Genomic DNA, 25,147 nt, shown 5'->3' with positions numbered 1-25,147 from the left:
CGCGTCATGCTTATGCGGTCTGCAATTCGACCTTCAGTTCCTCGCGCCGCATCGGCTCGGCGGCCGGCCTGCCTTCGAGGACGAGATCGGCTTCGTCGATATAGTGATGGGTCCCGACGCGGGCGATCGCGATGCGGGAGACCTTGTCGCCGGCAGATGCGGTAAAGTGGGTGACGACAGGTGCCGAAACTGGCTGGCCGCCTTCCAGCAATTCGTGCATGACGCGGCCAGTCATCGTGGCGGCCGGCTCGACACCGAGAAGATGCAGCACGGTCGGGGCAATGTCGTAGATACCGGTGCGCGAGGCGATCACCTCGCCGCCGCTGCGGATGCCGGCGCCGCCACCGACGAGCACGGCAGCAAGCTCGGTCGCATGCAGGCCGCCATGCGTGCCGCCCCCAACCGGAATGTTGTAGTTTGCAGCATCGCAGTAAGAGGTGCCGGGAATGCCATGGGCGTTGCTGTCGTTATCGCCCTTCAGGTTGATATAGAGATCCGGCGCACGGCGATGTGCCGCGCCCGACAACCCTAGCGCCAGCGTGCCGGCGATGATGCCCTCACTTGCGCCCGGTGCGATCGCCCGCGTGAAGGTCGCGCCGTACCATTCCTGTGCGGCCAGCACATCGAAGGCTGCCTGCAGCAGACCGCGGTCGAACTTGCGCAGCCAGAGACCAGGGGCGCGGCCGCCGCGGTAAAGGATGTCGGCGTCATTATCGAAGTGGTGGTCCGCCGAAATGCCCGCGTCTCTCAACGCTTCGCCGACGGAAATGAATTTCGCCGAGGTGGAATGGCCGTGATCCGAGGTCACGAATATCGCAATTGCATGCCGCTCCGGCTGGCGTTCGCGCCACTCCATGAGGTCACCGATCGCCGCATCGCAATCGCGCATCGAGGCGAGCATGCCTTCGGCGCCGAGGCCGTGGACATGCGAGGCGCTGTCGACCTCGGTCAGCCAGATGATCGCCGCCGACGGTTTCCTGGCAGGCCAGACGCTATCGGTGAAGACAGAGACCGCTCGCCGCTCGGCGCCGCGGTTGAAGCCGGTCGGCGGAACGGAATGCCGTTCGGCAATCTCGACGGCAAGCTCCGGCGGGAAGGCGATTGCCGGATGGCGAACATTAAAACCCGCCTGCCCCCAGTCGGCGCCCTTCCAGTTCAGCGCGGTGAAGGAGCCCTGCCCGCTCGACGTGACGGTCGCGAAGGAGAGCCCATGCTTGGCAAGCGTTTCCGACAGATTGGTCGCGGTCGCCATGCCGCCGACGAGGCGCCGGTCGCCGGCCCGCCAGTCGTGGATCGTGTCGGTGCCGGTCAGCCGGCCGGAGCCATCGCGCGAGTAGAACTCGTTGCCGAGAACGCCCGTCGTTTCGGGGCGTGCACCGCTTGCAAGCGCCGTCAGCGCGCCGCGCGTCTCGCTCGGGAAAACCGTGCGGTGATCGCGGCTCGTAACACCGGACGTCTTCAGCGCCGCGAGATTGGGCATGGTCGTCGCGTCGATCATATCCGGCCGCAGGCCGTCGACACCGAGCACGATGACATGGCGGACATCAGTCATCTTCATTCACCTTCTCTTCTATTGTCGTGCCGGTCGGACCGGCATTGTCATTGACGCTTTGGGGATAGAGGACACTGGCGCCGGCCTCCGTCAGCAGGCGCACGAATGGCTCCTCCAGCGGCTGGTCGGTCACGAAGGTCTCGATTTCGGAGAATGGAATACTGCGGTAGCGGCCGACGGCGCCAATCTTGGTGTGGTCGGCCACATAGACATTGGAACGGCTCTGTGCGGCGAGCCGTGTCTTGAGCTGCATGTAGTGCTTGGTGCGCTCGACCAGCCCGTATTCGGCATCGAGGCCGTAGACGCCGATGATCGACAGGTCGAAGCTGCAGTCGCGGATCGCGTCGAATACTTCGTCGCCCAGCAGCGTCTTGCCGTTATAATCATATTCGCCGCCGGTCAGGATCACCTTGTGACGCAGGCCCGCCTGCAGCGCCTCGCCGATAGCTGGCATGTTGGTCATGACCGTTACCGGCGGGCCATTGCGCATCGCCTGGGCGACAGCAAGCACCGAGCTTCCGCCCGTCATGAATATCCATTGATCGGGCTGGATCATCGCGGCGACGAGATTGCCGATCGCCTGCTTTTCAGCCCGCTCCATGTTGACGCGCTCGTCGAGCGCCGCCTCGCGGCCTGATGGAATCGCGCCGCCGTAAACACGCTGCAGCGAGCCGCCCCGCTCCAGCGTCACGAGATCGCGCCGGATGGTTTCTGTCGAAACACCGAAGGTCTCGGCAATCGCGCTAATCGACATGCCGCTGCCGCCATTGATGAGACGGATGATGGTCTGGTGACGGCTGGCTGCGGGAAGCTTGGACATGAAACAACTGCTCGCCTTGATGACGTGGCATTTCTAGGCCGGTCATGTTTCAATGCCGTGACAGTTTTTTGATGTTTTTGTTTATGCCCTCAAAGTCGCACAAAGCTCCACATTTTCGCGCTATGCGCCTTTGTCGCTCGCTGTGACGAGATCAAATGATCGGTGGGTGGGCAGTTTCCGAAAAATGGCACGTCCGCAAGAAATGCGCCAAACGCGTAAATAGGAGGATTTTTTCAGTTGACCGCGATAGGTCACCTGCATATGTTCCGCGCACTTCCGGCCGGGGTGCTTCGCACCGCGGAGAGTGAGAGCGTAGCTCAGCCGGTAGAGCAACTGACTTTTAATCAGTAGGTCTCGGGTTCGAACCCCGACGCTCTCACCATAATTTCCTAATGAAATCAAATCCGTAGAGATAACAACCGGCGCAGATTGTTGACGCCTATTGCCCAGCCTTTACGGCACATGGCGAGCATTTGCGGAACACGACTGGCGCAAGCCACATCGGGAATTTGCCGAGTTAGCAAAGCGATGGGCCGGCCGCCTTCCAGTCGAATCGCGAGGAATCTGCGACACTGCCGCCCTCTGTGTCATGTTCACGCCTTGGCCATCGGCCGCTAACTCCTGTGATTTCTCTGAAAGTTTGGTCATGTCCTTCTCTCTGGCAACGCGGCACAGGCACGCCCAGTTGATGAACGACTCGCTCTTCTCTGAGGCTGGGGGGTCGCTCAGGTTTTCTTGACGTTCGCATACAAGGCGGGCATTCGCTGGCCAATCAAGCGGCGTCGGTGTAAAGCACGTGCCATGGCCCTAGATCCTCAGAAGGCATTTACAGATTACAGTGCGGCGGACTGCAGCGTGCAGTTCTGGACCGCCAACGCACCGGCCGTGCAATTCACCTCTCTGGAAGCCGCTGTCAGGTTCGCAAAAGACCATGGCGGCAGATGGGAGGAGATTGAGATAACGGTCCATCTGCCGCGCGAAGACATCGTCTTCGCCACCGGAAAGGTGCATCAGCTAATTGATGCTTTGCCAGGTGACGCCCGGGAAAAGCGGTAGCCAGGTCGATCAGTTGCAAATCGGAACCGTACTGCGCATATACCGGCCGGGTTGTAAGGGCTGCCAGGGGCACAAGCCCAATGATCCCATCTCCTCACTGCGAGGCGTTTTCATTGATTAATTTCGCTCACAATGATAATAAATCCCATCGACAGAGCGTATCGGGCGATATTTTCATAATGAGCGATTTTGATCATTTAACCGGCCGACAGTTGGCGGCCGCCCGCGTTTTACTGGGGATTGGTCAGGTTGAGCTGGCCAGCAGGTCAAATGTATCAGCACCGACCCTGCGACGCATGGAAGCCAGCGAGGGCGCTGTCGAGGGCATGCGCAATAACGTCGCTTCAGTCATTGCGGTATTGCAAGCCGCCGGCGTCACCTTTCTTGATGGGAACTATTCCGGTTCAGGCGGCCCAGGTGTACGCCTGACGCAGCCTTCCGGCGCGTCGATCGACGTCAAAGAGCGCGAGACCATTCAGTATCGCGAGTTTTATGAGAATGATGCACCTCCTGGTGCTGGAGGTTAAAATGGCGAAAACACCCAAAGAACCAAAGCTCGAGCATTCCGATTTCTCCGGCGAGTTCGAAGACGACGGCGTAACCGTGCTCGTCGATATACATCGGCCGGCGGGCACCAATGGCGATTGGACTCTCGAGGTCATTTCGCAAACCGAGGTCGTGACGACCTGGGAAGATGCATTCGCCACGGATCTGGAAGCTTGGGAAGAGTTCCTGGCCACCGCAGAACGAGATGGCGTGCGAAGCTTTCTCGATGAGGATGAGCCGCTGGTGCATTGATGGGATCGACCCGTTCCCTGGCCTCTCCTCGCGGCCTACCAATCCGTGCACTGCCACATTGAGGAGACCTTTAAGCTTCCGGCACTGGTGCCGGAAGCGAGTTTCTCAACGCGAATTCGCGATGCTCACCGTCAGTAGCTGCAGGAGCGACCATCCCTGGGCCTGAAGCCATCTGCACAGGCGCGATTCATCGAATCTCCCGGCACGTAGCCCGAAGCGGAGCCGTATGAATTCGGGGGAGTTGCGCACGCGGTGAGCAGCGAGATGCCGATCAGCGCTCCGGCTGCTACCAATGCCCGAAATCTGCTCATCAATGTTTCTCCTCGGTGGATGTTCCAGCGTCAATCTCTCACGCTAGAGCGCCCTGCGTTCATTCGGATGCACAAAGGACGCTCTAACTCTTTGAATCTACGCATCGGCTTTCCGAAAATCGATTCCGATTTTCGGGCCGATGCTGTAGCGCATACCAGCACCAAACAGTCATCGCAACTAAACGACATCACAAGCTTGCTCTTGGCCGCCGTAGCCAACAGGCCGGATAGAGTAGCGAGAGATCCGGCGTCGGCCTCGTATGTCCGCCGGCCGGACCTCCCGGCATTCGCAGTGGGGTGCCTGCAAATGCCGGGCAATACCACCGGTCATGCCCGAGTCGATCCATTCACAGAGCCAAAGATGGTTTGCGCGCGGTTAATATCCACATGCCCTGTCCCGTGTTGGGATGGACAGAGCTGCCTCAAGGCCTGCGGCAATTTGGAGATCCGCCCGGCTGCGCTCAGCGCAAAAAGGTGATTGGCAATCACCCCTTTGCGGCGCTAGGAACATCGCTCAGACTGCTGCCGGAGAGAATGCGTGTCGATTGCCGATATTTCCCTTTGGAGCGCGCTGCTTGCCGGAGCGCTTTCCTTCCTGTCGCCTTGCGTGCTTCCACTCGTTCCGCCTTATCTCTGCTATATGGCGGGCATTTCGGTCGAGCAGTTCCGCGGCGGCGGCACGGTTGCTGCGGCACCGGATGTGCGGCGCGGCGTGCTCTTTTCGGCGCTTTTCTTCACGCTCGGCTTTGCGACCGTCTTCGTGGCGCTCGGCGCCGGCGCCTCGACCATCGGCATGGTGCTGCGCCAGCACCTCGATCTGCTTTCCAAGATCGGCGGCCTGATCATCATCGTCATGGGGCTGAATTTTCTCGGGCTTTTCCGAATCGGCCTCTTGGCGCGGGAAGCCCGTTTCCAGGGCAATGGCAAGCCGGCGACGCTGACAGGCGCCTATATCATGGGACTTGCCTTCGCGTTCGGCTGGACGCCCTGCATCGGGCCCGTGCTCGGGGCAATCCTCGGCGTTGCCGCATCGCGTGAAACGGTCGGCTCAGGTGCGGGTTTGCTTGCCGTCTATTCGCTCGGCCTTGCCGTGCCCTTCTGGATCGCTGCCGGCTTTTCCGGGGCCTTCATGCGCTTCCTGTCGCGCTTCCGCCGGCATCTCGGCACGGTGGAGAAGATCATGGGCGTCTTCCTTGTGCTGACGGGGCTTGCCTTCCTGCTTGGCTGGGTCAGCAATGTCGCGATCTGGTTCCAGCAGACCTTTCCGATCCTTATGCAAATCGGCTGAGCGCCAAGCTCAGCCGGTATATTGCAACAAATCAGGCTTTCTTCCGGCTCAGCCGTTCCTTGATCGCATCAGGAATATCGCGGAGGCCGCGCCCCGGTTCGATGCCTTCGCGCATGACGATATTGCGCAGCGGCGGAATGGCTGAGAGGACATGCAGGCCTGCGGCGCGCAGAACCTGTACCGGCAAGAAATCGGAGAGCAGCGAACGATTCAGAAGATCGACGCTTGCGGTGCGCGTCATGATATCGGCACGGCGTTTACGGTCGAAGCTTGTGCCGGCATCGGCGGCGACAGGCAATTCCGCGCGCGCGCAGAGAAGATCGGTCAGCGCCATGATATCGCGAAGGCTGAGATTCAGGCCCTGGGCGCCGATCGGCGGGAAGACGTGTGCGGCCTCGCCGATCAGTGCGATCCGGCTTTTGCCAAAACGATGCGCCATCATGCCCGACAGCGGCCAGATCTGCACGCCCTCCTCGACAGTGACTTTGCCGAGCAGGGACTGCATGCGCTCTTCCACGACATTGCCGAGTTCGGCGAGCGACAGCTCGACGCGGGCTGCGGCATCCGAGGGATTCTGTACCCAGACAAGGCTGGAGCGGTTGCCCGGCAGCGGTACCTGGGTGAAGGGGCCGTGCTCTGTGTGGAACTCTGTGGAGATGTTCTGGTGCGGCAGCGTGTGCACGAAGTTCAGCACCATGGCCGATTGTGGGTAAGACCAAGTGCGCACATCGATGCCGACCGTCTCCCGCAGCTTCGATTTGCGGCCATCAGCACCGATAGCAAAATCGGCACTGATCTCTTCTCCGCCTGCGAGCGTGATCGTTACAGATTCCGGAGCGATCCCGATCGTCTCGGCCATGTCGCTGAAACGGCTGATATTGCCCTCAGCGGCCACCGCAGCTTCGAGCACATCCATCAATGCCTTGTTCGGGAAATTATAGCCGAAGGCATCCAGCCCGACTTCGGCGGAGCGGAAGGTCGTCGTCGGCGCACGCAGCAGACGGTTGGTGCCGTCGATGATGCGCATGCTGGTGAGTGGTGCGGCTGCCGGGCGAAGCTTTTCCCAGAGTGTCAGGCGATCCAGAAAGCGAATCGACTGGTCCATCAACGCCGTGGTGCGGCGATCTTCCTTGGGGGATGGAGGGGCGACCAGCGCCACGTTGCGACCGCCGCGCGCCAGGGCGACTGCGGCGATCATGCCGGCGAGACCGCCGCCGATCACCGCCACTTCGAATTTGCTCATGCTATCGTTCCGTCATCAAAAAGACGGCAGAACCGGCAGCCTCAGGCGGCCGGCTTTGCCTGACGGCGCCAACTATAGCCCTTGCCGGCTTCGGCGTCACGCACCGCCGGCTGATAATGATGCGGAATGGACGGCAGGCGCTTTTCCGACAGGCGGCGGATCGCCGTCTCGTTGGTAACGGCGAAACTATCGATGCCGACGCGCAGCATCAGCGGCACCTGGTCGATCAGCACGTCGCCGACGGCGCGCAGCTCGTTAGTGTAACCGAGGCGCTGGCGCAGCAGCGAAGCATGGCTAAAGGCTCGGCCATCGTTGAAGGCCGGGAATGCGACAGCCACGATCTCCAGGCGATAGAGATAGGGCTCGAGCTTCAAGACATCGTCCGCCGGCCTGATGACCACGCCCAAGCCGACATCATTGCTCTCGTCAGCCTTGGCGATCAGCTCGTCGAGCGTCAGCAGCGGCTTCTGATCGCCCGTCGCCTTCACCTCGTCGGTCTCGATCACCCAGGGATCGTTCTCGATAAAACCGGTTTCTCTCCAGATCTTCGTCATCATCCCCTCCTTATGCCGCTTCCGCTGCCGAGCCGTAGAGCGCTTCCTTGAAAGGCTGCGGGCCGACACGGCGGTAGGCGGCGAGGAAGATTTCCGAGGGATCGAGACGCAGGCGGAGATAGGTATCGACGATCGTTTCGATCGCATCCGTCACCTTGTCCGGCTCGAAGCCGCGGCCGATGATTTCGCCGATCGAGGTGTGCTCGTCGCCGGAACCGCCCAGCGTGATCTGGTAGAGTTCGGCACCCTTCTTTTCCACGCCCAGAAGGCCGATATGGCCGACATGGTGGTGGCCGCAGGCATTGATGCAGCCGGAGATCTTGATCTTCAGCTCGCCGATCTCGGCCTGACGGGCCGCATCGCCGAAGCGGCGGGAGATTTCCTGGGCGAGCGGAATGGAGCGCGCATTGGCGAGCGCGCAATAGTCGAGCCCCGGACAGGCGATGATATCGGTGATCAGGCCGGCATTGGCTTCAGCGAGATTGATCGCGACGAGGCCGCGATAGACGGCTTCGAGGTCGGCGAGAGCGACATGCGGCAGGATGAGGTTCTGCTCGTGGCTGACGCGGATCTCGTCGAAGGCATATTCTTCGGCAATATCGGCGATCGCATCCATCTGTGAGTCCGACGCATCACCCGGAATGCCGCCGATCGGCTTCAGCGAGATCGTCACCATGCCGTAATCGGGGTTCTTGTGCGGCTGGACATTCTGCTGAACCCAGCGGGCGAAAGCCGGATCGGCCTTCTTCCAGCGGGCGAGGTTTTCCCAACCCTCGGCACGTTGCGGCAAAGCCGGCGGCGCGAAATAAGCGGTGATGGCCTGCACGTCCTGTTCCGGCAGCTTCAGCTCGGAATCCTTCAGCTGTGCGAATTCGACTTCGACCTGACGGGCAAGCTCTTCAGCGCCGGTCTCGTGAACGAGGATCTTGATGCGGGCCTTGTACTTGTTGTCGCGGCGGCCATGCAGGTTATAAACGCGCATGACTGCGGTCGTGTAGGACAAGAGATCCTCTTCCGGCAGGAAGTCGCGGATCAGCTTGGCAACCATCGGCGTGCGGCCCTGACCGCCACCGACATAAACGGCAAAGCCGATTTCGCCCTTGTCGTTCTTCTTCAGATGCAGACCGATGTCGTGGACCTGGATGGCAGCGCGGTCGCGCTCGGCACCGGTGACGGCGATCTTGAACTTGCGCGGCAGGAAGGAGAATTCCGGATGAACGGAAGACCACTGGCGCAGGATCTCGGCATAGGGGCGCGGATCAGCGACTTCATCGGCGGCGGCACCGGCGAAATGGTCTGCCGTCACATTGCGAATGCAGTTGCCCGAGGTCTGCATGGCGTGCATTTCGACCGTCGCGAGCTCGGCCAGCACATCAGGCATGTCCGACAGCTTCGGCCAGTTGAACTGCAGGTTCTGGCGCGTGGTGAAGTGGCCATAGCCGCGGTCATAGGTGCGCGCGATATGGGCGAGCATGCGCAGCTGGCGCGAGCTCAGCGTGCCATAGGGAATGGCGATGCGAAGCATGTAGGCATGAAGCTGGAGATAAACACCATTCATCAGGCGCAGCGGCTTAAATGCGTCCTCGGCCAGCTCGCCGGAAAGGCGGCGCTGAACCTGATCGCGAAACTGCTCGACGCGCTCGGCGACAAAGGCGTGGTCAAATTCGTCGTAACGGTACATCGTCTTCCTCAGACTGCAATGAATTCTGGATCGGCCGGCTTGTAGCCAGCCGCATATTCCATGGTCGGACCTTGGGCGCGAATGCGCTCGCGCAGACGCAGCGGCCAGAGCTGGCCGTTGGTTTCCTGAACTTCGACGACAGCAACGTCAACGACCTTGTTGTCCGCATAGGATTTCTTGCCGATCTCCTCAAGGGCAGCGACGGCTTCGGCATGGCGGGCGACGAGCGCCTCCTGCAACGAGGTCACCCATTCGCCATTGGCGTTCAGCCAGACGGCAACGCCGTCCGTCAGGCGGTTGGCGGTCAGAACCTTGTCTACCATGTCAGCTCCTTGCAAGTTCATCGAACCGGATGCGTTCACGCACCAGCGGTTCGGACAGTTCGAAATTGGCGCCTGCGACCGCATCGCCGATAATGACCATGACCGGTCCCGTCAACTCGTCACGGTGCTGCAGGTCGGGAAGATCGCGCAGGATTCCGTGCAACAGGCGGCGATCCGGACGGCTGGCATTTTCGATGACAGCGACTGTGGTTTCCGAGGGAATGCCGGCCTGCATAAGACGTTCGGCAACAGAGGCCGCGACAGTGCGGCCCATATAGACAGCGATCGTGGCGCCCGACACGGCAAGGCTCGCCCAATCCGGCAAAACGTCGCCGGTCAGATCATGTCCGGTCGTAAAGACCAGCGAAGAGGCAACGCCGCGCAGCGTCAGAGGCAGCTCGAAATCGGCGGCAGCGGCAAAGGCGGAGGTGATGCCGGGCACGATCTCATAGCAGATGCCGGCCGCGCGTAGCGCTGCCATCTCTTCCCCTGCCCGGCCATAGACCAGCGGATCGCCGCTCTTCAGGCGCACAACGCGTTTTCCCTGGCGACCGAGATCGACCAAGAGATCGTTGATCTCCTCCTGAGACTTCGAATGGCAGCCCTTGCGCTTGCCGACCGAAAGACGCTCGACATCGCGGCGGCCCATATCGACGATCGCCTGCGGCACGAGCGCGTCATAGACGATAACATCGGCCTCCATCATCACGCGCTGGGCGCGCAAGGTCAGGAGATCTTCGGCACCGGGACCGGCGCCGACCAGCCAAACATGGCCTTCAACGCGATCCAGCGAGCGCAACAGACCATTGGCGGCGCGGCGGGCCTGCGGCAGGTTGCCGTTAGCGACAGCATCGGCGACCGGGCCTGCAAAGAAACGACGCCAGAAGATGCGGCGGGAAACGCCACGGGGAACGAGGTGTTCGACGACCTTGCGATAGCTGGTCGCAAGAGCGGCGAGACGGCCGAGCGAGGGCGATAGGAGCTGATCGATCTGGGCTCGGATCATCTGCGCCAGCACCGGCCCTGCCCCTTCGGTACCGATCGCAACGGCAACAGGCGCACGATTAACGAGAGCGGGCGTGTAGAAATCGCAATAATCGGGCTGGTCGACGGCATTGGCCGGTATCTTCGCGGCGCGTGCGGCATCGACGATACGGCGATCCTGATCCGCGTCACCGGTTGCCGCAAACACCAATACGGCACCCTCGACCTGTTCGGGCGCAAAAGCTCCGCGGACAGTCTCGATGCGGTTGGCAATCAGAAAAGCATGGTAGTCGGCTTCAGGGCGATCCGCATGCGCGACAATGCGCGCCTGCGTGTTCAAGAGCAGGCGGACCTTGGCGAAAGCTTCGTCGCCATTGCCGAAAACGGCCGCAGTCCGACCTTCCACGCGAAAGAAGGCGGGAAATACCGAAAGCTGTTCAGTCCTGGGAGGCATTCTCAATCCACTTCGAAGTTCTCCGAATATGCATTCTCCGGACAGGCGAATGAAGAAACAGAATTCCAAAGGCCGGCCAGTCGCGTATTCTTTTACCCGCTTGATCAATGATTTGAGAAAACTGACCCGTGCGGCGCAAAAACCACATATCTTGAGCGGTTCGCGCAGCTTTTCGCCCAAAGGATGAAGCGATAAAGCCTGTGGCAAAGTCCCCGGCGCTGGACTTATGCATTCCGCTTCATTCCGCGGGGCGATAGGATGAGCCAAACAGGAGATTTTCATGCCGGAAAAGACAATCGCCTCCCGCCTTCTGCAGGTCATGGAGGATAACATCCTGCCGATGACGGAACTTGGGGTCGCTTCCGGCAACAAGGTGTTCGGGGCAGCGATCCTGCGCAAATCCGATCTTGCGCTCGTCGTCACTGAGACCAATAACGAGCTCGAAAATCCGCTCTGGCACGGCGAAGTGCATACGCTAAAGCGCTTTTACGAGCTCAACGACAAGCCGGCGACGAAAGACCTGATCTTTCTCTCCACGCACGAACCCTGCACCATGTGCATGTCGGCGATCACCTGGGCCGGCTTCGATAATTTCTATTATTTCTTCAGCCACGAGGATTCGCGCGACAGCTTTGCCATCCCGCACGATCTCAAGATCCTGAAGGAAGTCTTCGGGCTCGAGCCGGGCGGCTACAGGCGGCAAAACGCTTTCTGGAAGAGCTTTGCGATCGCCGATCTCGTCGAGACCGAGGATGCTGCGCTGAAGGCCGAACTCAAGGCGCAGACAGAGCGGATCAAATCGCGCTACGCCGCGCTCTCCGACACCTATCAGGCCACCAAGAGCGCCAACGACATTCCGCTGAGCTGAGAGACCATGGAACCTTCGAAAGACATTTCGCGCCTGATCGAGATCATGGCCGCGCTTCGCGATCCCGAGACCGGCTGCCCGTGGGACATTGTGCAGAATTTCGAGACCATTAAGCCCTATACGATCGAGGAAGCCTACGAGGTTGCCGACGCGATCGAGCGCAAGGATATGGACGATCTCTGCGACGAACTCGGCGACCTGCTGCTGCAGGTGGTCTTTCATGCGCGCATGGCCGAAGAAGGCGGCGAGTTTTCCTTCGGCGATGTGGTGGAAGCCATTACCCGCAAGATGATCCGTCGCCACCCACATGTTTTTGCCCGTTCGGATGCGGATACGCCCGACGCCGTGAAGAAGCAGTGGGACGAGATCAAGCAGGCAGAGAAGCGCGAGCGCACGGAGCGCCGAGCGCTACGTGGCATCACGGAAGATTTCAAGACGGGCTTCCTCGGCTCGGTGCAACGCAGCTTTCCGGCGCTGACGGAAGCGTTGAAGCTTCAGGAACGTGCCGCCAAGGTTGGTTTCGACTGGTCGGCACCTGAGCCCATCCTCGACAAGATCGAGGAGGAGGTCGATGAGCTGCGCGTTGCGCTGCGTGAGGGCGATAAGTCAAAGGTCAGCGACGAACTCGGCGACCTCATCTTCGCCGTCGTCAATATCGGCAGGCATGTAAAGGCCGATCCGGAACAGGCGCTTCGTGGTACAAATACGAAATTCCGGCGCCGATTCAATCACATCGAGACGGTTCTTGATGCAGAAGGTGAGAGCCTGGAGGCGGCTAGTCTGGAACGGATGGAAGAGATCTGGCAGGCGGCCAAGGCGATCGAGCGGGCTGTCGTAGCCGGGGCGGAGTGAAACTCCGCTCGAACGGGATTACCGCTCCCAGTCTTCCTTTGCAGGCTTCGGACCATTGCCGATCCGGCGCTCGAGCTCGGTAGCCTCCGTCTCAGATAGACGCAGGTCCAATGTCACGGAGCCATCCTCATTGTCCTCGCGGCTATCGACGATAGCGTGGTCGTAAAGCCAGGGCAGCAGCGCGAGCTTGTCGACCGGCAACGTGACAGTCGTTTCCGTCATGACACCGGACAAACGACGGCTGATTTCATCCATCAGCCTGTCCACGCCCTCACCGCTGATAGCGGAAACGGCAATGACATTCTTCATGCCGGAAGACTTCTGCACCATGGCGTCATGGGCTTCGGGTTCCAGCCGGTCGATCTTGTTCCAGACTTCGAGAATGCGGCGCTCGCCTTCGGCCTCGTCGATGCCGAGGTCATTCAGGATGCGCAGAACATCAGCGCTCTGGGCCTGATTGTCCACATCAGACATGTCGCGGACATGCAGGACAAGATCGGCTTCCAGCACCTCTTCCAAGGTCGCGCGGAAAGCGGCGACCAGATGGGTCGGCAGGTCGGAGATGAAACCCACGGTATCGGACAGGATGACGGTGCGGCCATGCGGCAGCTTCATACGGCGCAATGTCGGATCGAGGGTGGCGAAGAGCATGTCTTCGGCGAGAACCCCTGCCCCGGTAATGCGATTGAACAGCGTCGATTTGCCGGCGTTGGTATAGCCGACGAGCGCCACGATCGGATGCGGCACCTTCCTGCGCTTGGCGCGGTGCAGCTGGCGTGTGCGCACCACCTGCTCAAGCTCGCGTTCGAGCTTGATGATGCGGTCCTGCAGCAGGCGTCGGTCGGCTTCGATCTGGGTTTCACCCGGACCGCCCATGAAGCCGCCACCGCCGCGCTGGCGTTCAAGGTGGGTCCAGCTTCGGACCAGCCGGCCCTTCTGATAGTTCAGATGCGCAAGATCGACCTGCAGCGTGCCTTCCTTGGTGGAAGCGCGGCGGCCGAAGATTTCGAGGATCAGGCCCGTCCGGTCGATGACCTTGGCGTTCCATTCCTTTTCCAGATTGCGCTGCTGTACCGGCGTCAGCGGATGGTCGACGATGACGAGGCCGGAATCACGCTCATCGAGCTGGTTCTTGATCTCTTCGATCTTGCCGGTGCCGAGCAAGGTTGCCGGGCGCGGATCGTTGACCGACACGATGGAAGCGTTGACGACGTCGAGGTCGATCGCCTGAGCCAGGCCCGTCGCTTCGTCGAGACGGCTTTCGGGAGTGCGGGTCGATGCCGATTCGGTCTGCCCACCGCGCGAGCGCGACTTCAGCACGGGGACGACGACGGTCGCGCGCATATCATCCCTGTGCTTAGCTGCCTCAGGGATGATGGAATCGTTCTTTGTATCGCGTGTCGAAATGACGGCTGGCCTTGGTTAGGACGCTGCTTCTTCGCTCTCGAACATCTGCATTGGCTGACCAGGCATGATAGTCGAGATCGCGTGCTTATACACGAGCTGCGAATGGCCGTCACGACGAAGCAAAACACAGAAATTGTCAAAGGAAGTGACAACGCCCGTGAGTTTGACGCCGTTAATGAGAAAGATTGTCAGGGAAATCTTTTGCTTGCGTACAGTATTGAGAAATAAGTCCTGCAGATTCTGAGAACGTTCCGCCATCGCGCCGCTTCTTTCTTTATTGCCGACCTGATCAAGCCGGTAGAATATCAATCAACCTCACCAGCAAGGCAGGTGGCACCCTCATTCCACCTGTCCAGCAAATCTTGGTATCAAATCATAATCTTTTCCGCAACGTCGAAAAAGGCTTCCCGAATATTCTGCGAGAGGCTTCCGGGATGACCATTCGCGATTGCGTGTCCATCAATGGAAACCACTGGAAAACAAATGCTTGTGGCTGCGGTAATGAAGACCTCGCGAGCGGCCATCATCTCCGAAACGGAGAACTTTCGCTCGACGATTTTAACCCCCAATTTGGCCGCGACATCGATCAGAGTCGTGCGGGTGATGCCGCGCAGGATGCCATGTTCGGCGGGCCGCGTTACCAGTGTACCGTCGGCATCGACGATCCAGACATTGGTCGCAGCCCCTTCCTTCACCATGCCATCGGCATCGACGTAAATCGCTTCCTGGGCACCGGCTTCCTTCGCCTGCTGACGGGCGAGAGCGTTCGACAGCAGCCCGACCGTCTTGATGTCGACCCGGTCCCATCGGTTGTCGGGAACGGTGATCGCCTTGATACCGGTCGTATTCTTTTTGGCGATAACAGATGGATCCGTGCTTTTGGCAGTGACGACAATCGATGGCGGCGTGCCTTCGGCGGGGAATACATGATCTCGGCGGGCAACGCCGCGCGTCACCTGCAGGTAGAAAAGGCCGTTGCGGACGTGGTTGCGGCGCAGCGTCTCGCGAATCACCTGCGTCAGCGCCGCACGGCTCATCGGCCAGGCGATGCGCAGTTCACTGAGCGAACGATCAAGACGATTCAGATGCCGGGTCAGGTCAACGATCAGGCCGTGACGGACTTCGCAGACTTCATAGACGCCATCGGCGAACTGATAGCCACGATCCTCTACATGCACCATGGCGTTGGAATGCGGCACGTAGCGTCCATTCACATAGGCAATTCTTGGCATTGAAAACCTGTTTAGGGCAAAAAGAAGGGAGCCGGCGCGACTTGAGCCCGCGCCGGAGAAAATCAGACGCCGAGCGACTTCAGCTTGCGATGCAACGCCGAGCGCTCCATGCCGACGAATTCGGCCGTGCGCGAGATGTTGCCGCCGAAGCGGTTGATCTGGGCGATCAGGTAATCCTTCTCGAACATCTCACGGGCTTCGCGCAGTGGCAGTGTCATGATGTGGTAGTCGTTTTTGGCTGAGACCTTCGGCAGCATGTCACCGAGATCGGTCGGCAGCATGTCTGCGGTGATCGGCGCATCCGGACCGTCAGTACGGGCAAGGATCATCAGCCGCTCGATATTGTTGCGGAGTTGGCGGATGTTGCCCGGCCAGTCATGGGCCTGCAGCACAGCCATGGCGTCATCGCCGATGCGGCGCGGCCGGATGCCCGCCTGTTCGGAAATCTGGCGCATGAGCTGGTCGACGAGGAATGGAATGTCCTCACGGCGCTCGGCAAGCTGCGGCACGCGCACTGGCACCACCGCCAGGCGATGATAGAGATCCTCGCGGAACCAGCCCTCGGCGATGCGGCTTTCCAGATTGTAGGCGGTCGAGGAAATGATGCGCACATCGACCTTCACCCGCTTGGAGCCGCCGACACGCTCGAACTGCTGATCGACCAGCACGCGCAGGATCTTGTTCTGCGTCTCACGCGGCATTTCGCCGACTTCGTCGAGATAGAGGATGCCGCGATGGGCCTCTTCCAGCGCGCCGATCTTGCGCGCCTGCCCCGGTGCGCCTTCGGTGCCGAACAGCGCCACTTCCATGCGGTCAGGCGTGATGTTGGCGGCATTGAGCGCCACGAAGGGGCCGTTGGCGCGCGTCGACTTCTTATGGATCATACGCGCCACCAGCTCCTTGCCGGAGCCGGATGCGCCGAAGATCATGATGCGGCTATTGGTTGGCGCGACCTTTTCGATCGTCTGGCGCAGCTGCGAAACGGCGACCGAGGTGCCGATCAGCTCCAGCGCATCACCGGCGCGGCGCTTCAGCTCGACGTTTTCGCGCTTCAGCTTGGAATTTTCCAGCGCGCGCTCGGCGATCAGGATCAGGCGGTCGGCCTTGAACGGCTTTTCGATGAAGTCGAAGGCGCCGCGCTTGATGGCGGAAACAGCCGTCTCGATATTACCGTGGCCGGAAATCATCACCACGGGAAGCTCGGGATGGCGCGTCCTGATCTCGTCGAGAAGCGAGAGACCGTCGAGCTTGCTGCCCTGCATCCAGATATCGAGGAAGACGAGACGCGGCACGCGATCGGAAATTGCCGCCAGCGCGCTGTCACTGTCATGCGCCATGCGGGTTTCGTGGCCTTCATCCGACAGGATACCGGCAACGATCTCGCGAATGTCATGCTCATCGTCGACGACGAGAATATCAGAGGCCATAAACGCTTTCCTTGTCACTGGCTGACGGGGCAGCGGCCACATCCCGGCGTGGCAGATGCACGCGGATCATGGCCCCTCTTCCCTGGTCAAAATCTGCGGGTGCATCGTGCAGTTCGAGCTGCCCGCCATGTTCTTCGATGATCTTCTTGACAATGGCGAGGCCGAGGCCGGTGCCCTTCTCGCGCATCGTCATATAGGGTTCCAGAATGCTGTGGCGGTTCTCGACAGGCAGGCCGCGGCCATTGTCGACGACATCGACGGTAAAGCGGTCGCGCGCCTCATCCAGAGAGGCGCGGACGAGGATCTTGCGCGCTTCGCGTTCCTCGCTCGGCACGGCCTCGATTGCTTCCACAGCGTTCTTGATGAGATTACCGAAGGCCTGACCCAGCATGCGGCTGTCGAACATGCCTTCCAGCCGCTCCTCGCCGAGTTCCTGCTGGAAGGCGATATGGTTGTTGCCCATCTCGCGCAGGAAGATTGCGTCGTGAAGGATAGCGCGCAGATCGCTCGGTTCCTTCGTCGGCTTCGGCATGCGGGCAAAGGCGGAGAATTCATCGACCATGCGACCGATATCGCCGACCTGGCGGATGATCGTGTCCGTGCACTGGTCGAAAACGGCGCGATCGTTCTCGTCGATCTGCTTGCCGTAACGACGTTGGATACGCTCGGCCGACAGCTGGATCGGCGTCAGCGGATTTTTGATTTCGTGAGCGATGCGGCGGGCGACATCGCCCCAGGCGGTGGAGCGTTGCGCAATGACGAGATCGGTGATGTCATCGAGCGTGATGACGTAGGATTCACTCAGATCGCGCACTTCTTCGCGCGTCACCTGGACGCTCAGCGTGCGCACCGTGCCACCACGCACCAGCGCGATCTGCTTGCGGAAATCGCCGCGGTAGCGAGAGGCGGCTTCCGTCAGTACCTGTTCCACTTCGGGGGCGATTTCCGACAGCTGCTTTCCGAGCATTTCGTCGGCATGCAGCGCCATCAGCGCCTCGGCTGAACTGTTGACGATGGTGATGCGCCGGTCCTGCTCAACGCCGATGACGGCGGCGGTGACACCCGAGAGCACGGCTTCGATGAAGCGGCGGCGATCGTCCACCTCGTCCTTCGCCTCGAGGATCTCGTCGCGCTGCGTGCGGATTTCCGAGATCATCTTGTTGAAGGTGCGCGACAGGCTGGCAACGTCGCCATCGACAGCGTGAACGGGCACGACGATATCCATGTTGCCGGATGCGACGCTATCGGCAGCAGTAATCAGCAGGCGGATCGGCCGCACGATACGGTCGGCCACCGCAATCGCGGTCCAGATCGCCGCGAGCAGCACGATCAGAGCAAAGCCGATGTAGAGCACTGCAAAGGCGATCTGCAGCGAGACGCGGCCGGCTTCCATCGAACGGTATTCGGTGGCGTTCTCCTCCATCATGCGCATGGCATTCATGACCTTGGGGTCGACTGCGCGCACCGTGTAGAGGAAGGTTCCGGGGATCGACTCGAGCCTGATGATGGCGCCGACAAGGTTGGTCACACCGGGCGGGATCAGCGTCGGCTGGCCGGCGGCCGCCTTTTCCAGCGCATCCTGCGGGATGGCGGGCAGCGGTTTTTCCGTGGCGATGTCTGCCTGGACGATGACCGAGCCGTCGCGCTCGACAAGGAAGGCGCCAAGCAGGCCGCGGCCCCTTGCCTGACGGGTCATCAGCTCACCGAAGCCGGTCTTGTCAAGGCTGTAGAGCGCGCGGTTACGCTCGAGATCGTTTGCCATCGAAACCGTCTGGCCCTGCAGATAGCTGGCGTTTTCCAGCATGTAGGCCTGGCCGATATTGCGGGACGAACTGACGATCGCCTGGGTTCGGAGAGCAAACCAGCGGTCGAGGCCGGCGTTCAGCGTGATACTGGCAAAGATCGCAACAAGGATCGCCGGCGTGATCGCGACGATCGAGAAGAGCACGACGATCCGGATGTGCAGGCGTGCAGCGGCGCGGCCGCGCGTGCGGGCCTTGAAAAGCCGCGCAACTTCGCGACCGATCAGCGCGATCAGGCCGAGGACGAAAAAGGAATTGATGACGACGGAGCCGATGACGACGTGAGAGGTCGGGGCAATCGGCGTCACGCCGAGCAGCACGAAGAGCGTGACGGTTGCGCAGACCAACGCGCCGCCGGCAAGCACAAGACCGGGTACGGCAAACAGGGCACGACGATCGGTCACCGTTGTCACCGCCTCGTTCGCCGTTTCCGGCGATACCCCTTCTTCGTCCATTCAGCCTCTCTTCGAACGGCAGTGCCGTCGCGCCCAACGAGAAGCCCAACCAACGCCGGTTTACGAAAAACCGGCGTTCCAACGACTCGATCGTGGGCGAATGTCCAAACCCTATGCGTGACCTTTAAGCAACGCATTGTGGCGAAAATGCAACGCACATTGCCACAATGTCAAGGTCGAAGGTCAGGCTGTACGCGAGCTTCTGTAGACGGAAACGCCGAGTTCGCGGATCTTTTTGCGCAGCGTATTGCGGTTCAGACCCAGCAAATCGGCAGCCTTGATCTGGTTGCCACGGGTAGCCGTCAATGCCGCAAGTATTAACGGATATTCCATTTCCGTCAGCACGCGGTCGTACAGGCCGGGCGGTGGCAAGTTTTCGCCGAAACTGGCGAAATAGCTACGCATATTCTCTTCGACCGCCTGGGCAATCGTCATCGAACCGCTGCGGATCGGACCCTTGTCGATCGGGCTATCGGGAACATCGGAGCGAAGCTCGGCGTCGATGATTTCGCGGGTGATGACATCCTGTGGATAAAGCGCCATCAGGCGGCGGATGAGGTTTTCCAGCTCGCGCACGTTGCCCGGCCAGGCATAGGCCTTCATCAGTTCCAGCGCTTCCTGATCGAAACGCTTGGAGCCGAGGCCTTCCTTTTCGGCCTGCTGGACGAAATGGCGGACGAGATCGGGAATATCCTCCGCACGGTCGCGCAGCGGCGGCAGGCGCAGCGGCACGACATTGAGGCGATAGTAGAGGTCTTCACGGAAGAGGCCCTGATTGATCGCCTGCTTCAGATCCTTGTTGGTCGCGGCAACGATTCGCACATCGGTGCGGATCGGCGTGCGGCCGCCGACGGTCGTATATTCGCCCTGCTGCAGAACGCGCAGAAGACGCGTCTGGGCATCCATCGGCATGTCGCCGATTTCATCGAGGAAAAGCGTACCGCCTTCGGCCTGTTCGAAACGACCCGTAGAGCGGGTCTGTGCGCCGGTGAAGGCGCCCTTCTCGTGGCCAAAGAGCTCGGACTCGATAAGGTCACGCGGGATGGCCGCCATGTTGATGGCGACGAATGGGCCGTTGCGGCGCTTGCCGTAATCATGCAGCGCGCGGGCGACGAGCTCCTTGCCGGTGCCGGATTCGCCGGTGATCATCAGCGTCAGGTCCGTCAGCATGAGACGAGCGAGAACGCGGTAGATTTCCTGCATTGCCGCCGAGCGGCCGACGAGCGGCATGCCGTCCTGTGTGTCGTCGTCGAGCTTGGCCGGTTTTCTCTTCGGTTCGGCGAGCGCCCGGCTGATGATACCGATCAGCTCCGTCAGGTCGAAGGGCTTCGGCAGGTAGTCATAAGCGCCCTTTTCCGACGCCTTGATCGCCGTCATGAAGGTGTTCTGCGCGCTCATGACGAGAACGGGCAGGTCCGGCCGCGCCTTCTTGATGCGGGGCAGAAGGTCGAAGGCATTCTCATCCGGCATGACGACGTCGGTCACGACGAGATCGCCCTCGCCGGCCGATACCCAGCGCCACAGCGTCGCGGCATTGGAAGTAATGCGCACATCATAACCGGCGCGGCTCAAGGCCTGATTGAGCACCGTGCGGATGGCCGCATCATCATCGGCAACGAGGATCGTGGCTGTCATCGATTGGGTCCTGTCGAGCTTGCAATAGCGGCGTCATCAAGCGAGGCATCCTTTGAGGCCGGCATGAGGACGCGGAAAATCGTGCGGTTGTTCTGGGTGTCGCATTCGATGATGCCGCCATGATCGCCGATGATCTTGGCAACCAGGGCGAGGCCGAGACCGCTGCCATTCGGCTTGGTGGTGATGAAGGGATCGAAGAGATGCGGCAAGAGGTCCGTCGGCACGCCGGGACCATTGTCGATGACGCAGAATTCCAGCGGCAGCGAGATTTTCTCGCGCGTGCCGGCGACCGAAAGACGGATGCCCGGACGATAGGCCGTCGTCAGGATGATCTCGCCATCCGGCCGGTCACCGACGGCTTCGGCAGCGTTCTTCACCAGATTGAGGAAAACCTGCACGAGCTGGTCGCGATTGGCGTAGACGGCCGGCAGCGACGGGTCGTAATTCTCGGTCACGCGGATATTGCGGGCGAAACCTGCCTTGGCAACGGCCTTCACATGATCGAGCACGGAATGGATATTGACCGGCACACGGTCGACCGGGCGCTCGTCGGAAAAGACTTCCATGCGATCGACCAGCGAGACGATGCGATCCGTCTCGTCGCAGATCAGGCGCGTCAGGGCGCGGTCGTCATCAATGACGGACTGTTCGAGAAGCTGGGCAGCGCCACGGATACCGGAGAGCGGGTTCTTGATCTCATGGGCGAGCATGGAGGCAAGACCCGTGACCGAGCGGGCAGCCGCGCGATGTGTCAGCTGCCGGTCGATCTTGTCTGCCATCGACCGTTCCTGGAAGACGACAACGACCGAGCCCGGCTCCGCAATGACAGGCGCAACATAAAGATCGACGAGCTTGTCCTGACCGAGGCGCGGCGAGCTCAAATCGACGCGGTATTCGTTGACCGGCGCCTTGCGTTCGCGCACCTGATCGATCAGCGCCAGAAGCGGGCTGCCGAAGGGAATAAAGGTCGAGATGCGGTAGCGGGAGAGATGCGCAGCGCTGGCACCAAAGAAGGCCTCGGCTTCCCAGTTCGCAAAAACGATGAAGCCGCCCTCATCCACCATGACGACGGGGTTCTGGATGGCGTTCAGCACCGCCATTGCCATAGCGTTGACCGGATTCTCGGAAGAAGCTGTGCCGTCCGTGCTCATGCCGCCTCCCGCCGCTCTACCGCACCTGCCGCTATCGCGTCGCCGAAGCGGGCAATCACATCATCAGGATCACGCGACGTCATGATCGCAGCCTTTTGCTCGCCCGGAAGATCCGGCGCGAAGCGCTCCAGATACCATCCGAGATGTTTGCGGGCGTGCCTGACGGCAACGGTCTCGCCATAAAATTCCAGCATCATGCGATAGTGCTCGACGGCAATGGCCGCGATCTCTTCGCGCGCTGGTTCACGGGCACCTGCCAAAACACCGGCATGCCACGGCCTGCCCTGGCTGCCGCGGCCGATCATGACAGCATCGGCGCCCGAGCGGCGCAGGATCTCCTGCGCATCCTCAGCCGTTTCAACATCGCCATTGGCGATCAGCGGCACGGAAATGACATCGCGCACGGGACGGATGGCATCCCAGTCCGCCCTGCCCTCATAAAACTGCATGCGGGTGCGGCCGTGGATGGTGATGAGCTGGACGCCAGTCTCTTCGGCGCGCTTGGCAATATGTGGTGCGTTGATGGAATTCTCGTCCCAGCCGAGGCGCATCTTCAGCGTGACGGGGATATCGACTGCCTTGACGGTCGCCTCGATCAGCTCCAGCGCATGATCCGGATCGCGCATCAGCGCCGAACCGGAATAACCACCGATGACCTTCTTGGCCGGGCAGCCCATGTTGATGTCGATGATATCGGCGCCATGATCGGCCGCGATCTTGGCGGCTTCGGCCATCCAGCGCGCTTCACGGCCGGCGAGCTGCACCATATGCGGACGGAAACCGGCAGCCCGCAGGCGCACCCAGGATTCGGCGGTATCATTCACCAGTTCCCGGCTTGCTACCATTTCGGTGACAACGAGGCCCGCGCCATGGCGCCAGGCAAGTTCGCGGAACGGCATATCCGTGACACCCGACATCGGCGCAAGCACAACGCGGTTCCGCACGGACACGGGTCCGATTCGGAAAGGCGCTGCGAGGTCCTTGGAAATCAAATGATTATCTTTCAGGCACACCATGTAACTGCATTATTTTTAGCCATAGTTCTGCGGCTTGCCAAGAGGGTCGAGACCGAATTGATATTTTTTGGGCAAATGCTGGAAAAGGTCCGAGCAAGACGATAGAGCAACTGACATCCATTCCGCATATTTCAGGGATTTATGCTGCAAATGCATACTAAGCAACCGATATCGGCTGGAATTGTCGTCGTTGCGGCGGGCCGCGGTGAACGCGCCGGATCACACGAGGAAGGCCCCAAGCAGTATCGGATGGTCGGCGGCAAGCCGGTTATCGTTCACACGCTTGAAAATTTCATGACATGGGAAGCGGCAACGCACATCGTCGTTGTCATCCACCCCGATGACGAAGCGCTTTTTGCCAGAGCGTCCCGGCACGTCATCTCCGCAACGCCGATCGAGACGGTTCATGGCGGCGCGACCCGACAGCAGTCGGTGCTGGCCGGCCTGCGACACCTTAGGGATAAGGGCATCAGCCACGTGCTGATCCACGACGCGGTGCGCCCCTTCGTCGATCACCAGCTTCTCGACCGGATCGCCGATACGCTTTCGGCCGGCGCGCCCGCGGTTCTTCCGGCAACGCCGGTCGCTGATACGCTGAAGCAGGCCGGCAGCGACGGGATCGTAGTCAAGACCATTCCGCGCGACCAGCTCTATGCGGCCCAGACGCCGCAATCCTTCGATTTCGCCACCATTCTCGAGGCGCATGAGAAGGCAGCCGCCAGCGGCAGGACGGATTTCACCGACGATGCATCAATCGCCGAGTGGCTCGGTATTCCTGTAACCATCGTCGAAGGCGCACCGACCAACGTCAAGCTGACAGTCAGAAGCGATATAGCCATGGCCGACGATAAGCTCTCAAACGCCCGTGTCCCGGATGTGCGCACCGGCAACGGTTATGACGTGCATCAGCTCGAGCCCGGCGACGGTGTTACACTCTGTGGCGTCTTCATTCCGCATGATCAGAAGCTCAAGGGCCATTCGGATGCCGATGTGGCGTTGCATGCCTTGACGGATGCGCTGCTTGCCACCTGCGGCGCCGGAGATATCGGCGATCATTTCCCGCCATCCGACCAGCAATGGAAGGGTGCCCCTTCCCGCATCTTCATCGAACATGCAGCAAAGATCGTGCGCGATCATGGCGGCACCATCACCAATGCGGACGTCTCGCTGATTGCAGAGGCGCCGAAGGTCGGGCCGCATCGCGAAGCCATGCGCGCCAATCTTTCGGAATTCCTCGGCATCGACATCGAGCGCTGCTCGGTGAAAGCCACCACCAACGAGACGATCGGTTTCGTCGGCCGCCGCGAGGGGATCGCCGCGATTGCAACGGCAACCGTCGTCTATGGAGGCAGGAAGCGATGAGCCTGTTTCCCGCAGATATCACTTCGATGGCGGAAAACATCATCCGCAATTTCACGGCTGCGGGTCTGATGGTATCGACGGCAGAGTCCTGCACCGGCGGACTGATTGCCGGCGCGCTCACGGAAATCTCGGGATCGTCCGCTGTCGTCGACCGTGGCTTCGTGACCTATACGAACGTGGCCAAGATGCAGATGCTCGGCGTGCAGGAAGAGACGCTCATCCGTTTCGGCGCGGTTTCAGAGGAGACGGCCCGGCAGATGGTGCATGGTGCCCTCTTCCGCTCGCGCGCCGACCTTGCGGTCGCTGTGACGGGCATCGCCGGGCCTGGCGGCGGATCGCCGGAAAAGCCAGTCGGGCTGGTGCATCTTGCGGCGAAATCACGTTCGGGTAAGCTTGTCCATCGTAAGATGCTTTACGGCGACATTGGCCGCACGGAAATCCGCCTGGCAACAATCCGGACGGCACTTCAAATGGTTATTGAAATTGCGTGATATTGAGTGAAGGAACAAAACGCAGGAATTTCAGTTTTTGCCGCGTGTAGGCAAGAACTAGTTTTGAAGGAACGGTCAAATGAGATACTTGGCATGCATCGGTGTCGTCTTGAGCCTCGCCTGCGTTTCGGCGGCTGAAGCACCATCCAACTATCAGGTTAATGGTGGCGTGCGGGTGGATTCCGACCCCGTTCTTCTGCGCAAATACGACCATGCGCTCCGCCGCTGCCAACCGGAAGCGCTGGGCTATCGCGGATCGCCTGATACCACCAGCCTGCTCTACAACGCAGCACTCAGAGGCTGCCTCTATCGCTACAGCTTCATCGACCGTGGCTCCTACGCTTATCCCGCGACGCAGATCTTCGACCATTTCTTCGATCGCTGA

Annotated in this window: 26 protein-coding genes and 1 tRNA gene; 11 read left to right on the top strand and 16 right to left on the bottom strand. The window is 60.7% G+C overall.

What is annotated here, in order from left to right:
* Positions 1-10: 10 nt before the first annotated feature.
* Both AC1DTN_RS15105 and AC1DTN_RS15100 read right to left on the bottom strand, forming a co-directional pair.
* A complete protein-coding gene (locus AC1DTN_RS15105) occupies positions 11-1,558 on the bottom strand; it encodes an alkaline phosphatase family protein (RefSeq protein ID WP_439014903.1) in 1,548 nt (515 codons plus the stop codon).
* The gene (locus AC1DTN_RS15100) at positions 1,545-2,372 is read right to left on the bottom strand and encodes a DeoR/GlpR family DNA-binding transcription regulator (protein ID WP_439014902.1); all 828 of its coding nucleotides are present in this window, start codon (positions 2,370-2,372) and stop codon (positions 1,545-1,547) included. The genes AC1DTN_RS15105 and AC1DTN_RS15100 overlap by 14 nt, the downstream gene beginning before the upstream one ends.
* 306 nt (positions 2,373-2,678) lie before the next feature.
* Here AC1DTN_RS15100 and AC1DTN_RS15095 point away from each other — a divergent pair.
* The 4 genes from AC1DTN_RS15095 (at position 2,679) to AC1DTN_RS15080 (ending at position 4,226) form a co-directional block, all read left to right on the top strand.
* A tRNA-Lys gene (locus AC1DTN_RS15095) sits at positions 2,679-2,754 on the top strand.
* A gap of 419 nt (positions 2,755-3,173) precedes the next feature.
* Complete coding sequence (locus AC1DTN_RS15090; protein ID WP_007826740.1) at positions 3,174-3,428, top strand: hypothetical protein; 255 nt, start codon at positions 3,174-3,176, stop codon at positions 3,426-3,428.
* 80 nt (positions 3,429-3,508) lie between these two features.
* The gene (locus AC1DTN_RS15085; RefSeq protein WP_439014901.1) at positions 3,509-3,955 is read left to right on the top strand and encodes a helix-turn-helix domain-containing protein; all 447 of its coding nucleotides are present in this window, start codon (positions 3,509-3,511) and stop codon (positions 3,953-3,955) included.
* 1 nt (position 3,956) lies between these two features.
* Entirely contained in the window at positions 3,957-4,226 is a 270-nt protein-coding gene (locus tag AC1DTN_RS15080) for a hypothetical protein (protein WP_007826745.1), read from the top strand.
* A 131-nt stretch (positions 4,227-4,357) separates the two neighbouring features.
* On the opposite strand, the gene AC1DTN_RS15075 is transcribed toward AC1DTN_RS15080, so the two are convergent.
* Complete coding sequence (locus tag AC1DTN_RS15075) at positions 4,358-4,537, bottom strand: hypothetical protein (protein ID WP_113183065.1); 180 nt, start codon at positions 4,535-4,537, stop codon at positions 4,358-4,360.
* Between the two features lie 538 nt (positions 4,538-5,075).
* Here AC1DTN_RS15075 and AC1DTN_RS15070 point away from each other — a divergent pair.
* The gene (locus AC1DTN_RS15070; RefSeq protein WP_007822496.1) at positions 5,076-5,825 is read left to right on the top strand and encodes a cytochrome c biogenesis CcdA family protein; all 750 of its coding nucleotides are present in this window, start codon (positions 5,076-5,078) and stop codon (positions 5,823-5,825) included.
* A gap of 31 nt (positions 5,826-5,856) precedes the next feature.
* On the opposite strand, the gene AC1DTN_RS15065 is transcribed toward AC1DTN_RS15070, so the two are convergent.
* From AC1DTN_RS15065 to cysG, 5 genes are read right to left on the bottom strand one after another with little or no spacing between them, the layout of a single operon-like run.
* Entirely contained in the window at positions 5,857-7,068 is a 1,212-nt protein-coding gene (locus AC1DTN_RS15065; RefSeq protein ID WP_477921554.1) for a UbiH/UbiF family hydroxylase, read from the bottom strand.
* A gap of 41 nt (positions 7,069-7,109) precedes the next feature.
* A complete protein-coding gene (locus AC1DTN_RS15060; RefSeq protein ID WP_007822494.1) occupies positions 7,110-7,622 on the bottom strand; it encodes a DUF934 domain-containing protein in 513 nt (170 codons plus the stop codon).
* A 10-nt stretch (positions 7,623-7,632) separates the two neighbouring features.
* The gene (locus AC1DTN_RS15055) at positions 7,633-9,303 is read right to left on the bottom strand and encodes a nitrite/sulfite reductase (RefSeq protein WP_037106157.1); all 1,671 of its coding nucleotides are present in this window, start codon (positions 9,301-9,303) and stop codon (positions 7,633-7,635) included.
* Positions 9,304-9,311: 8 nt separating this feature from the next.
* On the bottom strand, positions 9,312-9,626 hold the full coding sequence (locus AC1DTN_RS15050) for a DUF2849 domain-containing protein (protein WP_477921552.1): 315 nt from the start codon (positions 9,624-9,626) through the stop codon (positions 9,312-9,314).
* A gap of 1 nt (position 9,627) precedes the next feature.
* A complete protein-coding gene (gene cysG / locus AC1DTN_RS15045; RefSeq protein ID WP_477921551.1) occupies positions 9,628-11,064 on the bottom strand; it encodes a siroheme synthase CysG in 1,437 nt (478 codons plus the stop codon).
* Between the two features lie 49 nt (positions 11,065-11,113).
* On the opposite strand from cysG, the gene AC1DTN_RS15040 reads away from it, so the two are divergent.
* The 3 genes from AC1DTN_RS15040 to mazG all read left to right on the top strand — a co-directional run bounded on the left by AC1DTN_RS15040 (position 11,114) and on the right by mazG (position 12,784).
* Positions 11,114-11,251, top strand: coding sequence for a hypothetical protein (locus tag AC1DTN_RS15040; protein ID WP_162748161.1), 138 nt, complete (start codon positions 11,114-11,116; stop codon positions 11,249-11,251).
* Between the two features lie 93 nt (positions 11,252-11,344).
* Positions 11,345-11,932: a nucleoside deaminase gene (locus AC1DTN_RS15035; protein ID WP_113325285.1), complete on the top strand. Its 588-nt coding sequence runs from the start codon at positions 11,345-11,347 to the stop codon at positions 11,930-11,932.
* A gap of 6 nt (positions 11,933-11,938) precedes the next feature.
* Positions 11,939-12,784 carry a nucleoside triphosphate pyrophosphohydrolase gene (gene mazG / locus AC1DTN_RS15030; RefSeq protein WP_477921549.1) on the top strand — a complete coding sequence of 282 codons (846 nt, stop codon included), beginning with the start codon at positions 11,939-11,941 and terminating at the stop codon, positions 12,782-12,784.
* An 18-nt stretch (positions 12,785-12,802) separates the two neighbouring features.
* On the opposite strand, the gene hflX is transcribed toward mazG, so the two are convergent.
* The 8 genes from hflX to dusB all read right to left on the bottom strand — a co-directional run bounded on the left by hflX (position 12,803) and on the right by dusB (position 22,909).
* Positions 12,803-14,128, bottom strand: coding sequence for a GTPase HflX (gene hflX / locus AC1DTN_RS15025; RefSeq protein WP_113325287.1), 1,326 nt, complete (start codon positions 14,126-14,128; stop codon positions 12,803-12,805).
* 78 nt (positions 14,129-14,206) lie between these two features.
* Positions 14,207-14,449 (bottom strand): RNA chaperone Hfq, encoded by a 243-nt coding sequence (hfq, locus tag AC1DTN_RS15020; RefSeq protein WP_003539403.1) that lies wholly within the window; start codon positions 14,447-14,449, stop codon positions 14,207-14,209.
* A 110-nt stretch (positions 14,450-14,559) separates the two neighbouring features.
* Positions 14,560-15,423: a D-amino-acid transaminase gene (locus tag AC1DTN_RS15015; RefSeq protein ID WP_477921548.1), complete on the bottom strand. Its 864-nt coding sequence runs from the start codon at positions 15,421-15,423 to the stop codon at positions 14,560-14,562.
* A 62-nt stretch (positions 15,424-15,485) separates the two neighbouring features.
* A complete protein-coding gene (ntrX, locus tag AC1DTN_RS15010; protein WP_007822479.1) occupies positions 15,486-16,850 on the bottom strand; it encodes a nitrogen assimilation response regulator NtrX in 1,365 nt (454 codons plus the stop codon).
* A complete protein-coding gene (locus AC1DTN_RS15005; protein WP_477921546.1) occupies positions 16,840-19,107 on the bottom strand; it encodes a sensor histidine kinase NtrY-like in 2,268 nt (755 codons plus the stop codon). The genes ntrX and AC1DTN_RS15005 overlap by 11 nt, the downstream gene beginning before the upstream one ends.
* 183 nt (positions 19,108-19,290) lie before the next feature.
* The gene (gene ntrC / locus AC1DTN_RS15000) at positions 19,291-20,742 is read right to left on the bottom strand and encodes a nitrogen regulation protein NR(I) (protein ID WP_007822475.1); all 1,452 of its coding nucleotides are present in this window, start codon (positions 20,740-20,742) and stop codon (positions 19,291-19,293) included.
* Positions 20,739-21,893 carry a two-component system sensor histidine kinase NtrB gene (locus AC1DTN_RS14995; protein WP_113325290.1) on the bottom strand — a complete coding sequence of 385 codons (1,155 nt, stop codon included), beginning with the start codon at positions 21,891-21,893 and terminating at the stop codon, positions 20,739-20,741. Before AC1DTN_RS14995 ends, ntrC begins: the two co-directional genes overlap by 4 nt.
* Entirely contained in the window at positions 21,890-22,909 is a 1,020-nt protein-coding gene (gene dusB / locus AC1DTN_RS14990) for a tRNA dihydrouridine synthase DusB (protein ID WP_477921544.1), read from the bottom strand. Before dusB ends, AC1DTN_RS14995 begins: the two co-directional genes overlap by 4 nt.
* A gap of 141 nt (positions 22,910-23,050) precedes the next feature.
* On the opposite strand from dusB, the gene AC1DTN_RS14985 reads away from it, so the two are divergent.
* From AC1DTN_RS14985 to AC1DTN_RS14975, 3 genes are all read left to right on the top strand, one after another.
* Positions 23,051-24,271, top strand: coding sequence for a bifunctional 2-C-methyl-D-erythritol 4-phosphate cytidylyltransferase/2-C-methyl-D-erythritol 2,4-cyclodiphosphate synthase (locus tag AC1DTN_RS14985; protein WP_477921542.1), 1,221 nt, complete (start codon positions 23,051-23,053; stop codon positions 24,269-24,271).
* Entirely contained in the window at positions 24,268-24,762 is a 495-nt protein-coding gene (locus tag AC1DTN_RS14980; RefSeq protein WP_477921541.1) for a CinA family protein, read from the top strand. Before AC1DTN_RS14985 ends, AC1DTN_RS14980 begins: the two co-directional genes overlap by 4 nt.
* Before the next feature lie 79 nt (positions 24,763-24,841).
* Entirely contained in the window at positions 24,842-25,147 is a 306-nt protein-coding gene (locus tag AC1DTN_RS14975; protein WP_113325294.1) for a hypothetical protein, read from the top strand.

The organism is Rhizobium sp. 01T444, assembly GCF_056398305.1.
This window is presented reverse-complemented; position numbering and strand designations above follow the sequence as displayed.